The sequence below is a fragment of the Cytobacillus sp. genome (assembly GCF_032154635.1).
In the GTDB taxonomy this organism is placed as follows: domain Bacteria; phylum Bacillota; class Bacilli; order Bacillales; family Cytobacillaceae; genus Cytobacillus.
Genome location: NZ_JALDXW010000014.1, coordinates 100,298 through 116,087 on the forward strand (window position 1 = coordinate 100,298; position 15,790 = coordinate 116,087).

The 15,790-nt window shown below is 37.1% G+C and carries 16 protein-coding genes and 1 riboswitch; of the genes, 10 read left to right on the plus strand and 6 right to left on the minus strand.

The features are described from left to right. Nucleotides 1–66 precede the first annotated feature (66 nt). Complete coding sequence (locus RUH74_RS12045; RefSeq protein ID WP_313800551.1) at nt 67–1,374, minus strand: nucleobase:cation symporter-2 family protein; 1,308 nt, start codon at nt 1,372–1,374, stop codon at nt 67–69. After that, nucleotides 1,371–1,967 (minus strand): xanthine phosphoribosyltransferase, encoded by a 597-nt coding sequence (locus tag RUH74_RS12050; protein ID WP_313800552.1) that lies wholly within the window; start codon nt 1,965–1,967, stop codon nt 1,371–1,373. The genes RUH74_RS12045 and RUH74_RS12050 overlap by 4 nt, the downstream gene beginning before the upstream one ends. Before the next feature lie 148 nt (nt 1,968–2,115). Next, nucleotides 2,116–2,217: riboswitch (purine riboswitch) on the minus strand. Between the two features lie 383 nt (nt 2,218–2,600). Between RUH74_RS12050 and RUH74_RS12055 the strand changes: the two genes are divergently transcribed. The 3 genes from RUH74_RS12055 to RUH74_RS12065 are packed head-to-tail and all read left to right on the plus strand — an operon-like array spanning nt 2,601 to nt 4,911. Then, nucleotides 2,601–2,756 carry a cytochrome c oxidase subunit 2A gene (locus RUH74_RS12055; protein WP_313800553.1) on the plus strand — a complete coding sequence of 52 codons (156 nt, stop codon included), beginning with the start codon at nt 2,601–2,603 and terminating at the stop codon, nt 2,754–2,756. 23 nt (nt 2,757–2,779) lie between these two features. Then, a complete protein-coding gene (locus RUH74_RS12060; protein ID WP_313800554.1) occupies nt 2,780–3,256 on the plus strand; it encodes a cytochrome c oxidase subunit II in 477 nt (158 codons plus the stop codon). Beyond that, nucleotides 3,256–4,911 carry a b(o/a)3-type cytochrome-c oxidase subunit 1 gene (locus tag RUH74_RS12065; RefSeq protein ID WP_313800555.1) on the plus strand — a complete coding sequence of 552 codons (1,656 nt, stop codon included), beginning with the start codon at nt 3,256–3,258 and terminating at the stop codon, nt 4,909–4,911. Before RUH74_RS12060 ends, RUH74_RS12065 begins: the two co-directional genes overlap by 1 nt. 35 nt (nt 4,912–4,946) lie before the next feature. Here RUH74_RS12065 and RUH74_RS12070 read toward each other — a convergent pair whose 3' ends face one another. The 3 genes from RUH74_RS12070 to RUH74_RS12080 all read right to left on the minus strand — a co-directional run bounded on the left by RUH74_RS12070 (nt 4,947) and on the right by RUH74_RS12080 (nt 7,790). Continuing rightward, nucleotides 4,947–5,864: a DMT family transporter gene (locus RUH74_RS12070; protein WP_313800556.1), complete on the minus strand. Its 918-nt coding sequence runs from the start codon at nt 5,862–5,864 to the stop codon at nt 4,947–4,949. Between the two features lie 57 nt (nt 5,865–5,921). Further along, on the minus strand, nt 5,922–7,436 hold the full coding sequence (locus RUH74_RS12075; RefSeq protein WP_313800557.1) for a carboxypeptidase M32: 1,515 nt from the start codon (nt 7,434–7,436) through the stop codon (nt 5,922–5,924). 120 nt (nt 7,437–7,556) lie between these two features. Further along, on the minus strand, nt 7,557–7,790 hold the full coding sequence (locus tag RUH74_RS12080; RefSeq protein WP_313800558.1) for a DUF2249 domain-containing protein: 234 nt from the start codon (nt 7,788–7,790) through the stop codon (nt 7,557–7,559). A gap of 200 nt (nt 7,791–7,990) precedes the next feature. On the opposite strand from RUH74_RS12080, the gene RUH74_RS12085 reads away from it, so the two are divergent. From RUH74_RS12085 to RUH74_RS12110, 6 genes are all read left to right on the plus strand, one after another. Continuing rightward, entirely contained in the window at nt 7,991–9,145 is a 1,155-nt protein-coding gene (locus tag RUH74_RS12085; protein ID WP_313800559.1) for an MFS transporter, read from the plus strand. A gap of 284 nt (nt 9,146–9,429) precedes the next feature. Next, nucleotides 9,430–10,119, plus strand: coding sequence for a Crp/Fnr family transcriptional regulator (locus RUH74_RS12090; RefSeq protein ID WP_313800560.1), 690 nt, complete (start codon nt 9,430–9,432; stop codon nt 10,117–10,119). 33 nt (nt 10,120–10,152) lie between these two features. Next, a complete protein-coding gene (locus tag RUH74_RS12095) occupies nt 10,153–10,386 on the plus strand; it encodes a DUF2249 domain-containing protein (protein ID WP_313800561.1) in 234 nt (77 codons plus the stop codon). A gap of 5 nt (nt 10,387–10,391) precedes the next feature. Then, complete coding sequence (locus RUH74_RS12100) at nt 10,392–10,598, plus strand: DUF2249 domain-containing protein (protein ID WP_313800562.1); 207 nt, start codon at nt 10,392–10,394, stop codon at nt 10,596–10,598. 14 nt (nt 10,599–10,612) lie between these two features. Then, nucleotides 10,613–11,857 (plus strand): hypothetical protein, encoded by a 1,245-nt coding sequence (locus tag RUH74_RS12105; RefSeq protein WP_313800563.1) that lies wholly within the window; start codon nt 10,613–10,615, stop codon nt 11,855–11,857. An 11-nt stretch (nt 11,858–11,868) separates the two neighbouring features. Further along, complete coding sequence (locus tag RUH74_RS12110; RefSeq protein ID WP_313800564.1) at nt 11,869–12,168, plus strand: metal-sulfur cluster assembly factor; 300 nt, start codon at nt 11,869–11,871, stop codon at nt 12,166–12,168. A gap of 31 nt (nt 12,169–12,199) precedes the next feature. On the opposite strand, the gene RUH74_RS12115 is transcribed toward RUH74_RS12110, so the two are convergent. Further along, nucleotides 12,200–14,125: an ATP-dependent DNA helicase gene (locus RUH74_RS12115; protein ID WP_313800565.1), complete on the minus strand. Its 1,926-nt coding sequence runs from the start codon at nt 14,123–14,125 to the stop codon at nt 12,200–12,202. Between the two features lie 521 nt (nt 14,126–14,646). On the opposite strand from RUH74_RS12115, the gene RUH74_RS12120 reads away from it, so the two are divergent. Next, entirely contained in the window at nt 14,647–15,552 is a 906-nt protein-coding gene (locus tag RUH74_RS12120; protein ID WP_313800566.1) for a nuclease-related domain-containing protein, read from the plus strand. Nucleotides 15,553–15,790 lie beyond the last annotated feature (238 nt).

Genomic DNA, 15,790 nt, shown 5'->3' on the forward strand with positions numbered 1-15,790 from the left:
TCCTGCATGAGAATTATTAGCTATCATATTTCTCTTTTTATGAATGTGTGAATACTAATTCTTTATTTAAGAAGCTTTCGGCTCCTCAATGATTTCAGCCTTTTTTTGTTTTAATTTTAATTCATTAAATAAGATATTTAACAAGATAGCAGTCAAACTTCCTGCGACGATTCCATTCTCCGTTAAGATACGAATGTTTTCTGGAAGCTGTGAAAATAAGCCAGGTACAACAGAGACCCCAAGCCCCATACCTACTGAACAAGCAATAATTAATAAGTTTTCCTGTGAGGCAAATTCTACCTTGCTCAGCATTTTAATCCCTGAAGCAACAACCATCCCAAACATTGCGATCATTGCACCACCTAGAACAGACGGAGGAATAACCGTTGTGAGAGCGCCGATCTTTGGAACAAACCCGAGCAATATTAACATTCCAGCAGCAGTATAAATGACATTGTTCGTTCTTACACCTGAGATTTGGATAAGACCCACGTTTTGTGAATAGGTTGTGTAAGGGAATGAGTTGAATATCCCGCCAATAATACTCGCTAACCCTTCTGCACGGTACCCTTTAACAAGATCTTTTTCTTCAATTTTCTTTCCGCATATGTCCCCTAGTGCAAAATACACTCCAGAGGACTCAACTAAGCTTACCATGGCTACAAGAATCATTGTAATGATTGGTGTAATTTCAAAAGTAGGCATTCCGAAATAAAATGGCTTTGCCACATGCAGCCATGAAGCATCTCCAACAGCACTAAAATCAACCTTCCCCATAAAGAAAGCAACAATTGTACCAGCAATTAACCCAATTAATATTGAAATGGAACGAATAAATCCTTTCGAAAAACGGAAAAGAAGAACGATGAATACTAACGTGCCAAATGCAAGACCGATGTTAGACAATGAACCAAAGTCTGAGCTTCCCTGGCCGCCTGCCATATTATTCATAGCAACTGGAACAAGCGTGATCCCAATAATTGTGACAACAGAACCCGTTACAACCGGAGGGAAAAATCGAACAAGCTTTCCAAAGTATTTTCCAATTAAAACGACAAAAATACCTGATACAATAATAGCCCCATAAATTGCTGAGATCCCGTAAGAATTACCAATCGCAATAATCGGAGCTACCGCAGTAAAGGTACATCCGAGAACAATCGGAAGGCCGATGCCAAAATATTTATTTCTCCACACTTGAAGAATGGTTGCCAAGCCACTTGTCATAATATCGATTGAAACGAGGTAAGTCAGCTGTTCCCCAGACAATCCAAGTGCTCCCCCAATAATTAACGGAACGATAACAGCTCCTGCATACATAGCTAATACATGCTGGATACCTAATGAAGCAATTTTAAATGGATGCTGTTTCATCTTACTGCCTCCTCTGTTTTATCCACGCTAAAAGTCACTTTCCCATCATTTAATGAATAAATGGTTGCTAACGATTCAACTCTGTATCCTTGTTCCCGTAAAAGTGTGCCGCCATCTTGGAAGCCTTTCTCAATAACGATTCCAATTCCAGCAATTTTTGCATTTGCCTGTTTTACAATATCTGCTAATCCGATCGCAGCTTGGCCGTTAGCAAGAAAATCATCAATGATAAGAACACGGTCATTTTCATCTAAATATTTTTTCGACACGGATATTTCGTTTGATTCCTGCTTTGTAAATGAATAAACTTCTGCTGTTAATAAATCATTTACTAATGTTAGTGATTTCTTTTTACGAGCAAAGATGACTGGAATGCCTAATTGTAAGCCCGTCATAACGGATGGAGCGATCCCAGAAGACTCAAGAGTTACGATTTTTGTAATCCCATCCTTTTTAAACCGGTTTGCAAATTCCTTCCCGATCTCAAACATTAGTTGAGGGTTAATTTGGTGATTTAGAAAGGAATCCACTTTTAATACCGAATCTGACAGGACCATTCCTTCCTCTTTAATCGTTTGAATAAGTAAATCCATGTTGTTTGTTTCCTCCTCTAATGATTCCTTCAGGTTATTTGAATATAAAAAAAGCCTGAGGGACTATGCATTCACATCATAAATGAGTGAAGCAATGTCCTTCAGGCTTTACAAAGTAAAGTGAATGGAGAGAAAGCGACAATAAAATCTCTTTTCATTGCTCACTCATAGTCAAGTTATTTACGGTAACTCGGTAGAAACTTGCAGGCCATATCCCCGCGATTATATGAGTGAAAGACTATTAAATTAATAAAGTTATTATACCACCCTCTATTAAAAAATCAATAGTTTCGCAAAATACAAAACGAACTATATTACAAAAAAAAATGGAAACGTTCGTTTTTTCCAGTTTCCTCCTTGCAGAGTGACTCTTAGTTGACTAAACGAAATATTCTGTCCATTGAAAAACCTTGTCAAGTTACCATAAAAAGCTTCACAATTTCTTCACATTTATCACACTCTAGACGTGATATTTATCACTGAAAAATCAACTTTTCACTATTAACATAGTAATTAAGTTAGGAATGAACATTTTGTGAAATCCCAATAACACTGTAGATTCTTTGCGATTGTCTTGTATTATGAAATTGTAATCATTTACTTTTTTCAAATTTCCGAAGGGAGTGAAAGAAAATGGCGAAAACGGAACTTAGTAACAAAACAGAAACGAAAACTGAGGTAGAGGATAGCTCTTCATTAAAAGGAACGTTAACTTCCGTTTTCTTATTAGGATTATTCCTAGTAATTACTTGGGTAGGCGTTTACTCATTATTCTTAAGTCGGTTTTAAGAAGCTGAAAGGAGAAAAAAGCCATGCATATGCATAAGTTTGAAAAGATTTGGCTCACTTTTGGTGTAGCGATGCTGCTTGTATTTTTAACCGTAATTGGTGTCAGCGCATTCTATCTTGGCAATCAGCCGCCAAGCTGCTTAGCGACCATTGATCCTGAGAAGGTGGATACTACTGCACCATTCAATGAGCCAGGACTAAAAAAGGTTGAAGGTAAAGATTGGGATTATGAATTAGTATTTGTTGCTTCAGCTTTTTCTTATAGTCCAGGAGCCGTTGAAGTTCCGCTTGGCGCTAAGGTAAAGGTTATTGCTACAACTAAGGATGTCATCCATGGATTTGAAGTAGCTGGTACAAATATTAATATGATGTTAGAGCCAGGCTATATTAGTGAACACATTGCGACGTTTGATAAAGAGGGAGAATACCTCATATTATGTAATGAATATTGCGGTGTCGGACACCATATGATGACTTCGAAAATTGAGGTGGTTAAATAATGCTTACCGATGCAATAAAACTTAAAGTTGACCGCCGAGATGGCAAATTGGCAATGGCACATTTTTATGTTGCTTTCATTGCATTAGCAATAGGTGGCCTTGCAGGACTTTTACAAGTTTTAGTTCGTTCTGGAAAGTTCGAACTCCCTGCTGGAATCGGATATTATCAAATTCTAACCGTACATGGTGTTGTTTTAGGACTTGTTTTAACTACTTTCTTTATTATGGGATTCCAAATTTCTGCAGTAAGCAAAACATCAGGAACACTTACGAACCGACAGCGTGTAACCGGCTGGATTGGTTTCTGGGTAATGACACTTGGTACAGTCATTGCTGCAGTAATGATTCTTCTAAATGAAGCTTCTGTCCTTTATACTTTTTATGCTCCATTACAAGCTCACGCTCTTTACTATATTGGATTAACGCTAGTGGTTGTTGGCAGCTGGATTGACGGTGCTGTCATCATCATGAAATATGTAGAATGGAGAAAAAAGAACCCAGGCAAACAAAGTCCATTATTAACATTTATGGCGCTTGTTAATACATTTATGTGGATCGTCGCAACAATTGGTGTGGCTGCCACTGTTCTATTACAATTATTGCCTTGGTCTTTAGGTCTCGTTGAAACTGTCAATGTTGGTGTAAGTCGTACGTTATTCTGGTATTTTGGCCATCCGCTTGTTTACTTCTGGCTATTGCCAGCATATATGGCTTGGTATGCGATTATTCCTAAGATTATCGGCGGGAAAATTTTCTCTGATTCATTAGCTCGTTTGTCATTCATCCTATTCCTGCTATTTTCAATTCCGGTTGGAATTCACCACCAATTGTTAGAACCAGGAATTGATCCTGCTTGGAAATTTATCCAAGTTATCTTAACATTCTTAGTTATTATTCCTTCCTTGATGACTGCATTTTCTTTATTTGCTACTTTTGAAAGTTTTGGACGTTCTAAAGGAGCAAAAGGTCTATTTGGATGGATAAAAAAACTTCCTTGGGGTGACGCTCGTTTTGTCGTACCATTCATCGGGATGCTTGCATTCATTCCTGCTGGAGCAGGTGGAATCGTTAACGCATCGCATCAAATGAACCAAGTTGTTCATAATACGATTTGGGTAACTGGACACTTCCACTTAACTGTTGCAACAGCTGTTGTGTTAACATTCTTTGGTGTAGCTTATTGGCTAATCCCGCATTTAACCGGTCGAGTTTTAACGAAAAAAATGAATAAATTAGCGATTATCCAAGGGATTACATGGACTGTCGGGATGACATTCATGTCTTCAGCTATGCATGCTGCAGGTTTACTTGGTGCACCACGTCGTTCTGCTTTCTCTGAATATGGTGGGGCAGCACAAGCTGCTGAATGGATTCCTTACCAAATTGCCCAAGCAGTTGGCGGATCTATCCTATTCATTGGTATCATTCTCATGCTGTACATCTTTATCAATCTAGCATTCTTTGCTCCTAAAGGAGAACAAGAGTTCCCGGTTGGTGAAGCAGCAAACCCTGCAGAAAAAGCACCAATGGTGTTCGAAAACTGGAAGCTTTGGATTGGCATTACAGTTCTTCTAATCTTATTTGCATACACAGTTCCATTTATTGATTTAATTCAAAATGCACCTCCGGGTTCAAAAGGCTTTAAACTTTGGTAAAATCAAACACTCCGATTAATGGATCGGAGTGTTTTTTACTGTGTCATATCCGTTTTTCCACTTTGATTCAAGCCCTTTTTTCTGAATGAGATATTAACAATTAATACAGATCCCAAAATTAATAGAGCACCAATCATCTGAAAAATCCCAAGCTTTTCCCCATATAGGAATACGCCTAAAATGGTTGCAACAACTGGTTCTACTGTGGCAATAATAGCTGCCTTGCTTCCCTCTGTCTTCTCAAGTCCCCAAGTATATAAGAAATAAGCTAGTACAGTGGGAATTAACCCTAAGCCCACCCCATACATTAAAACATTTATATCCAATAATAGATCAAGCTTAGTCCAAAGCTTAGTTACCGGAATAAGTGCAATTGCCGCGATAAGAAACGTATAAAGTGTGATCGTGAATGGCTCGTATTTTTTCAGGGCAAACTTACCAAATATCGTGTACAATGCATACCCAAGTCCTGACCCTAATCCAGTGATAATTCCGATAACAGTAATATTGCTCTCTCCCATCGTTATCCCCGCAATTAAAATACAGCCAATAATGGTCCCTGCCACAGCGGTAATCTTCGTTACAGTTAAGCTTTCTTTTAGAAAAATAAAGGAAAGGACTGTTACAAAGGCAGGTGATGTATAAAGAAGAATTACTGCAACAGAAATATTCATTTGACTAATAGTTGTAAAATAACAAAAATTAAAAAAGACTATACTCAAGATGCCAGTCCCGACAAACAGCCTGACATCTTTCATTTGTTTCAGTTTCATCTCCTTCGGATAGCGGACCATACCTATAATAAGCAAAAAAAACGCAGCAAAGATCACTCGAATGGCCACAATTTCCATTGCTGTAAAGTTATATGCTCCCAATCCCTTAACAAAGACAGCAATCATTCCCCAAAGGCTTGCTCCAGTTGCAATCATGATATAAGGCAAAATTTTCTTCAAGACATTCTCTCCATATATGATGGAAGAGGATGACAAAAGTCATCCCCTTCATCGATGTTAGTTTAATTGATATACATCGCTATATTTTTCATACAAATAATCAATTAAATAGTTTGCGTTTAATTCTTCACCGGTCACCTCTTTTAAAATATCAAGCGGTTTTTTCATTTTTCCATATTTATGAATATGATCAGTAAACCACTCTTTAATTGGCAGCAAATTTCCTTCTTCTAAAAGATGATCATAGTTTGGTATGTCTTGCAGCATGGCATTCTTCAACTGTGCCGCATACATATACCCTAATGCATAGGAAGGGAAATATCCAAAGCTTCCGCCTGACCAGTGAACATCCTGCAGAACACCCTGCCCATCATTTTCTGGCTTAATACCTAAGTATTGTTCATATTTCTTATTCCAAATTTCAGGAAGATCCTTCACTTCAATTTCATCATTAAACAAGCCCTTTTCAATTTCATAACGAATAATAATATGAAGTGGATAGGTTAATTCATCTGCTTCAATCCGAATGAGAGAAGGCTTCGATTCATTTATTGCCTTGTAAAAATCATCTAGGCTAACTTCATCAAACTGCCCTGTAGAGTGCTCTTTTAGTAAGTCATAATTCTTTTTCCAGAAAGAGTAATGCCGTCCAACGAAGTTTTCATAGAATAGGGATTGTGATTCATGGATTCCCATTGAGGTTCCATCACATAATGGTGTGCCAATTAAATCCGTTGAGATATTCTGTTCATATAATGCATGACCGCCTTCATGAATCGTACCAAATACGGCAGTCCGGAAGTCGTTTTCGTCATATTTGGTTGTTACACGGACATCTCCAGGATTTAGCCCCGTTGCAAATGGATGGACTGTTTCATCTAGGCGGCCAGCATTAAAGTTGTAGCCCATTTGTTCAAGAATTTTCAAACTAAAGTCACGCTGTTTTTCTTTTGGAAAATGCTCAAATAAAAAATCTGTTTCTAATTTATGCTCTGATTGTGAAATTTTATGTACAAGCGGTACAATTTTTTCTCTTAATTGTCCAAATACCTTATCAAGCACTTCCACCGTTACACCAGGTTCATACATATCTAATAATGTATTGTATTTATTTTCTTTATAGCCCCAGTACTGAATAAAACGCTTTGTCATTGCTACAAGCTTCTCAAGATATGGGCGAAACATATCAAAATCAGATATTGCTTTTGCTTCTTCCCAAACACTTTCGGCTTTTGACTGAAGAATGACATATTCCTTATACTCTTCAGCAGGAATTTTCTTATTGAGATCATATTCCTTTTTACATTCAAGCAATGTTTTCTTTGTAATCTCAGATAGAATTGATTCATTGCTGCTTAATTCTGCTATGTATGATTCCATTTCTTCTGATGTAGACATTTTAAAGACATCAGTGGATAACATGCCAATAACTTCTGAGCGTTGTTCCACCCCTTGTTTTGGAGCCCCTGTCCGTAAATCCCAATAAATTAATCCGAGAGCTTCTTTATATGCTTCCATCTTTTTCACGTAATCCAAAAACTCTTTTTCTACTAGTTTTACAGTCTCGCTCATTCATGTTCCCCCTCATTTTCATTTACGCTCTTTTATATTATCATATTCTTTTGAAAAATGGAAAAAGACAACAGCCTTTTATCTGTTGTCCTCTTTCGTTCCATATAATGAATCATATGCTTATTTTTTTCCAATGGCTACTCTCCAAGTATCAGGACCTTCTTCAAGATACTCCCAAGTAAATCGATCTTCTCTTTCCATCATAAATTGGTATTGTAACGGTCTAGGGTCGTGATCATTGATTAATTGCATACACTCGCCTGATTGCAATGAATCGAATGCTTTAAAAATCGTTGGATGTTTTTCTCTCGGCGGATAATCAGGTGCATGGATTGTTTGAGCAAATTCTTTCATGTTTCTTTCCCCCTAATCTTTTTTAATAACCTCATTTTATATAATTACCGGAAATCTATTAGTGAGAGGGGTCACATTTAGCCTATGATATTTCCCCCACAGCTAAAATATTAGCTTGTTAGGGACAATCGTCGTATTATTTTTTTGAAACAGTTATAATAGAGATAAGGAAATTTATATAATAGGAAGAGATTAGTTATATGAAACAATTTATTTTAATTATTGTATTGGTTTCTTTTTTCGATATGTTCTCCCAATTGCCGATCATGAGTCCTTTTGCTAAAAGCTTAGGTGCATCACCCGCTTTCATTGGCTTAATTGTCGGTATGTACTCATTCTCAAATATGTTTGGTAATATTTTGGCCGGTTATTGGATTGATAAGCAAGGAGGGAAGAGGGTTTTACTATTCGGCTTTTCCCTAACTGCAGCCATTTTGCTTCTTTATACAATCGTTACTACACCTGGCCAGTTAATGATTGTAAGATTCTTTCATGGTTTGTTTAGCGGATTTCTTGTACCAGCTGCATTTACTGTACTTGCAAATAGAGGAACGGAAAAAAAGCAAGGGAAATCAATGGCCGTTTCTGGTGTTGCAGTTGGTGTATCTGCTATTATCGGCCCAGCTTTTGGAGGAATTGTCGCATCCAAATACAATATTGAATGGGTATTTATTATTATCGCCGGTGTGATGCTCCTGATTGCTATCTGTTCAGCATTCGTTTTGCCCAATCGATCTGTGTCAATAAACAGAAAAGACGAATCTTCTTTTCATACGGTGTTTTCCATTTTGAAGACTCCGATAGTCTTTTGCTTCATTGGTGCTTTTTCTCTAATGTTCGCACAAGGCGTCTTAGCTTACATGCTGCCTTTACAGGTTGAATCACTCAACTATGGGACACATTTTAGCGGGATGCTGCTAAGTACATTTGGAGTTACTGCCATATTAATTTTTGGGTTGCCGACCAATCGGCTATTTGATAAATATCAGCATCACCATACGATGGTTCTAGGTATGACAATCATTGGTGCTGCTCTTATTCTATTAAGCAAAGCGGCTTCCCTTCCATTTCTATTCATTTGTATGATTTTATACGGTGCTGGCTTTGCCTTTTTATTTCCTTCTATATCCGCTATGCTTGTTGAACAAACGGATGAGAAAAAAAGAGGAAAAGCTTTTGGGCTGTTTTACGCATTTTTCTCACTAGGTGTTGTTGCGGGGTCATCATTAACAGGCATTCTATCTGTTTCATTTGGTACTGGATTTGTTATTGCTGCCTGCCTATTATTTGCTAACAGCATTTGGATGTTCATTTATTTTAAAAGAAAAGCAGCTTTACAAGAACGAATGGAGTGATCATTTTGAGAGAGCTCGTAAGTAATTGTGACTTATGCGGGAAGGACCTCTATTGTATCGATGGTTTTTTCAATGGTATCCATACGGAAAAGCAACAAACACTCTGTTTTGATTGCGCGGAAGAAAAGGAATCCACTTAAGTGTGGATTTCTTTTTTTGCTTATTCTTAGTTGAGAATGAGAATCAAAATATTTATTTCCTATGATTCAGGTCACTTATTCTCCCAAAATATCATGCTACACTTGGTTCATATTAAGATAGAAAATTGTAAGAAGGTGAACTAATTGAGAATTGAGGATATTGAAAAACGCCTCAAAGCTGTTCCTCTATTTAAAGATTTAGAGAAAGAGGAGCTTTCACATATTATAGATATAGCCCAAACCCGTCTATACAAGCATAAATTGTATGTATTCATGCAGGGGGATCCGCTTGATCGCGTGTTCTTCATCCATTCAGGAAAAATAAAGATTTATAAAACAGATACATCAGGCAGAGAGCAAATTGTTTCTGTTTTAGAAGCCGGAGAAATGTTCCCTCACGCCGGCTTTTTTAGACAAGGGAACTATCCAGCACATGCGGAAGTGATAGAAGAAGCACAATTAATAACAATCCCCATTGAGGATTTTGAAAGAATCCTTCTTTCCAACCCATTGCTTTGCATTAAGTTATTCAAGGTATTAGGGGAAAAGATTGTCGATTTACAAAATCGGCTGGAAGAACAAATTCTTCATAATACGTATGAGCAAATTATTATGTTGTTTCTCAGGCTATGCAAAACTAATGGAATGAAATTGGATGATTTATATAAAATCACTACTCATTTCACCAATCGTGAGCTAGCAAATATGATAGGAACTTCAAGGGAAACCGTGAGTCGAACAATCAGCCAATTAAGGAAAAAGGATTTCTTGTTAACAGACGAAGAGGGATTCTTTCTAGTTAATCGAGACGGTCTTAAACAAGAAATTTTATAATTACCTATTTTATATGTGAAGGAGAGAGTGAAAATGGCAAATAAAGTAATTGAACTAGATGTTAGGGAAGATATAAAAAACAAATTAGAGCCTTTTCAAAAGATCATGCAGGCAATAAATGGATTGGAAAAAGGAGATGTTTTTATCCTACACGCTCCCTTTAAGCCTGCTCCCCTATTTACTGTTTTGAAAGCAAAAGGGTTTGAGCATGAAGCTGAAGAAATAGAGAAAAAACATTGGAAAGTTACTTTTACGAAGAGAGGGTAGTAACTATGATTCTAGATAATCGAGGGCTAGAACCCCCCCAGCCAATGATGAGGACGCTTGATGCACTGGAATCTTTGCCCGCCGGCGGGACATTATCAATTATTAATGACCGAAGACCGATGTTTTTATATGAACAATTAGATGAAAAAGGATACAAACATAAAACATCTGAACGGGAAGATGGAAGTTATTTAATTGAGATAACTAAATAAAGAAGGTGATGAAAATGGTTCCCTCAGCTTCTGCCAATGAGACAAATATCAAACTCCCATTTTCTTTTATTTTTGTCAGCATGGCCGCTTTGATGGCATCTCAGATTTTACTCTTGTTTCAAAGTGATTTTTTAATGGATAGCCAATTCCGTGTCCCAGGCATCTGGTCGGCAGCTCATTTGTTCATTTTAGGCTGGGCGCTAATGATTGCGATGGGAGCCATGTACCAGCTCGTTCCCGTTGCTTTTCTGACCCCCATTTGGAATGAAACATTTGGCTTTATTCAATTTGGTGTGACTGCAATCGGAACTTTTGCTTTTGCGCATTTCTTGTTTCATGATCCACAAAACGCGCTCATTCCGGGAATCATTACATTAATTGGGATACTCATGTTCCTATTTCAGATGTTTATGACCTTGCGTAAACAAGCAAGGCCAACTATTTTAACCTTATATGTTGGCACCGCATTAGTTTGTCTGCTTTTAACCATTGGTCTCGGTATCACCATGCTTTATAGTATGAAATCAGGTGCAGCTGCCGATTATTATTTTGCGATCTTTAAAAGCCATTTACTGCTTGGAACGGCTGGCTGGTTTACGATGCTAATCTTTGGCTTTTCATATAAAATGGTGCCGATGTTCTCGCTATCCCATGGGTATAGCATGAAGCCAGCGAAGTTGGTTTATCCGTTTTATGCTGGAGGATTACTTGTTGCAATTGTCTCCTTCTTTACCGAGTCTAATGTTACATTGACATTTGGTCTATTGCTGCAGCTTATTGGTTTTGCGATATTTATTTATCATATTTCAATCATCCTAAAGAAAAGGGTAAAAAAGAAGCTTGACCGCTCGTTTACCTTTGCACTGACTGCCATTTTATGCGGCGGGTTGATTCACTTGGCTGCGTTTATTACAGCACTAACCGGTGTTTTCTCAAAAGTGGTTGGCCCTTTATTAATGATGTATCTTTTCTTTTGGATTGCCTTTAGTATCATTGGCTACTTATATAAAATTGTCCCCTTTTTATGGTGGACAGCAAAGTACAGTAAGGAAATTGGAAAAAAGGATGTTCCCGCACTTAAGGATATGGTTAATGATCGTGCATCTACACCTGTATTTGTATGTCTAGTAGTCGGAATCTTTGGTGTAGCTCTTTCTCTTTTCATCGGCAGCAAAGCAGTATTCATTACTGGTCAGCTATTATTTACAATCGCTTGCTTCTTATTCTGTTTTGCTATTGCTAAAGTAGTTACTAAATAGGAGGGTTAATCATGACATTAAAGGAAAAAGTACTAAAAAATTTAAAAAGAGTAATGGATCCTGAACTTAATATAAATGTTGTTGATTTAGGATTAATTTATGATATCGAGTTTCCTGAAGAAGATTCTGTTTACATTACAATGACATTAACAACACCTGGATGTCCCTTGCATGACAGCATTACAAGCGGTGTAAGATACTGTCTTGAAGAGATGGAGGAAATCTTGAAGGTAGAGGTTAATCTCGTATGGGATCCTGCCTGGTCACCTGAAAAAATGACTCCGGATGGATTAAAACAAATTGGACGTTAATTAAAAATCCCCTCACAATGAGGGGATTTTCTTATTTCATCGACAATGCAGTAGGCAGAACACTTTTCACTAACTCAATTACTTCTTGATTTTCATTGTCCCTCATTAAAATATGAACGGTTCCTTTGTCCTCATGCGTTCGAATTAATCGGCCAATTCCTTGTCTTAAGCGAAGGAGCATATAGGGCAAATCAACTTCTTTAAAAGAATCTTTCACACTTTCTCGCTTTGCTGTAAAAACCGGATCATGAGGCGGAAAAGGCAATGCAAATAGAATCACATTTTCTAGTGATCTTCCTGGAATATCCAACCCTTCCCATAGATGAACAGAACAAAGAACAGAGTGCTCCTCATTTTGAAAATTGGATACTAATGTGCTAATTTCTGCATCCCCTTCAAAGTATAAAGAAAGTTTTGTCTTTCCAGTTATATACTTTTTAAAGCTTTGCAGCTCTTGTTTATTTGTAAATAACACCAATGCTCTTCCTTCTGATTTTTCAATTTGCTCCTGGACATATTGCATTTTAGCTGCTGCATCATTTTCTGAAAAACTTGGCATGGAAATGACCATGTTCTCCTCATATTCGAATGGAGAGGAAACAGAAAAAGATAAGTAATTGTCAATCCCAAGGCTTTTTGCCATATAATCAAATGATTTATTTTCTGATAAGGTAGCTGAAGAGAAAATGAAAGGTTTCTTCTGCGAAAAGACTTCTTCTCTCATAATATCTTCAACCATTCGCGGCATAATCACAAGTGTTCTTTCCCCATCATGTTCTTCAAACCACGTTATCCCGTTTAAATCCTTTAAGAAAAGAGACAATGAATAAGAAATCTGCTCTAAATATTCTTCAACAATTTTTAAATCATACTCATTAATTACGTACATTTCACTCTCAAATACAAGCTCTTCTTCTAGTGCACTTATCAAATCAAGCAGTTTTCTTCCTTGTTTTGTAACCTCTGCTGTTTTTTGAATCGTCCTTTTATCCGACCCTTCAGTAACAGTTGAGGCATTCGTCAAGGCAGAAAAGAACAATTCATTTTGAATAATCGCTTCATCAATAATATTTAATGTTTTTTCCCTTACATCATTCTCCATTAATCTTGTTAGAAGCGTTTCAAGTGTTTGTTCAGTTAGTCTATAGGTAAGCGCTTTTTGAGAAGCATATTCAAGCAAATGCCCTTCATCGAATACAACACAAGAACTTTCTGGCAGTAACGGCAGCTGCCCTTCCCGTTTTCTGGATTCCTTCGTCCATATATGTTCCATGTAAAAATCATGGGAGCATATAATGATATCTTTCGCATTTCGATAGAAGTCTCGATTAAGGGTTTGTCCACAACGATGACGCTTTTCACATGTGAAGCAATCTTGGAGTGGATCCCAGGCAATATTTCCCCATTTCTCATCAGGAAGTTCTGGAAATTCCTTTCGGTCACCATATTTTTCAAAAATTTGCATGGATGAGCCAGAATGAACGAATTCTGGAAGTCTATCATGGATGGCGTTATATGCATCCATATCTTCCGTTGCAATCAACCGATCAAGCTTATTTAAGCATAAATATTGATCCCTTGATTTCGCTAGCCTAACGTCAATTGTTAATCCTAACGCTTTTTCAAGTTTGGCAATATCCCCCTCTTTTTTCACAAGCTGCTCAATTAATGTTTCATCCGCACAGGCAATAATCGCAGGCTTATTTACATATCGAGCGTAAGCAATGCAATAGAGCAAATAAACAAGGGTTTTTCCTGTTCCAACACCTGCTTCTGCAAAGATAACCTTCTTTTCTTTAAATGCCTTTTCCACCTGAAAAGCCATAAAAATTTGTTCGTCACGTAATTCAAAGCCAGCTTCCGGCAATATATCGTAAAAAACATCACCAATCCACTCACTTAATTTTTCAAAAAAAGATTCACTTTTGGACAATGCAAATGGCAACCTGCTTTGCATAGTATCCCTCCGTTCTAGAGTTCGGAGATTAGAGGTGCAATGGCTGAGCAAACTTCTTTTTCCCAACACTTTCGAAATCTTCTAACCGCTCTAGGAATTTAATATTTTTATGATTTCATAAATAAAGAACAACAATCATTTTATCGCATATTGCGACAGTGTCAAGTCATGTTTCTCTATAGGTAATAAATAGTGAAAGAGCGTGCTTTTTGCCCGCTCCTTCACCTTATTTGCTTTTGGTATTTAAATACTTATTAAGGGCTATTTTCCAACACTGATTTATTCACTACTAGTATAGACACCAGTTTACCATTCTAAACTCTGAAACCATTTGTCCTGCCAGCCGGATGCTCAAATAGTCAAATAGGATAGGCGTATCGATTGTAAAAGATACACAATAGTTTTTATAGATGAGCAGCGTTTTGCAATCTATACTATAATTTTCATATATTTAAGCCATATCCATCCATCTTTCTATTATAATAGACTTGGAGCTTTTATAATAGGAAAGGATGTGGACAATGCTTTATAAACCTCGTACTGAATCGATTGATTTATTAATACTAAAATCCTTAGCCGCTCGAATGAGTTTATCAGCCAAAGATGAGCAACTTTATTTTGCCCTTAAAAAGGGCTATGAAGGTGAACGATTGTTTGATTCATGGACAGAAAAGCTTCAATGTGAATGCTTAATCTTAAATGATTTGCTTCTCAAACAAAATAACACCCTCTTACAAATTGACTCACTCATTATTATGTCTGATGTGATTTATTTGTTCGAAGTAAAAAATTATGAAGGGGACTATTATTACGAATCAGACAAGTTATACAAATTACCTAAGGCTGAAATTAATAATCCTTTAATTCAATTGAATAGAAGTGAGTCCTTACTCCGCCAGTTTCTTCAAACCATAGGATTCAACCTACCCATCAAGGCAAATGTCGTATTTGTCAACCCCGAGTTCACCTTGTACCAAACACCACTCAACAAACCATTTATATTGCCCACTCAAATTAACAAACATTTGAAAAAGCTAAACCTAAACTCCTCCAATTTAAATGAAAAACACAGAGAGTTAGCCGACAAAATCATTTCCCGCCATATTGTAGACTCTCCTTTTAAACTTTTGCCTACTTATCAATACGAACAGCTGCAAAAAGGAATTACTTGCGGGAACTGTACCTCTATTTCCGTTTCCATTAATGGGAAAATATGCATTTGCCAAGAATGCAGATACGAAGAATCCGTTGAAACGGCACTAATAAGAAATGTGAAGGAATTCAAACAACTGTTCCCTGATAAAAGAATCACTACGAATGCCATTCAAAATTGGTGTAAAATCATACATTCAAAAAAGAAAATACGCAGGATACTGAGCAAAAATTTCAAAAAGGTAGGCGTTCGTCAATGGACATACTATGAATAATACTATAAAGCAGGACTTTGCTGCGCTTTACTGATATCATTTTTGCATTCATCAGTTTTCAAAAAGACCGTTTTCTCTTGCTCCTACTCGATTGGGGACTTCATCAGATGCATGAACGACCTTTTTCTCTTGCTCCTACTCGATTGGGGGCTTCATCAGTTGGATGAATGACCTTTTTCACTGGCTCCTACTCGATTGGGGACTTCATCAGATGCATGAACGACCTTTTTCTCTTGCT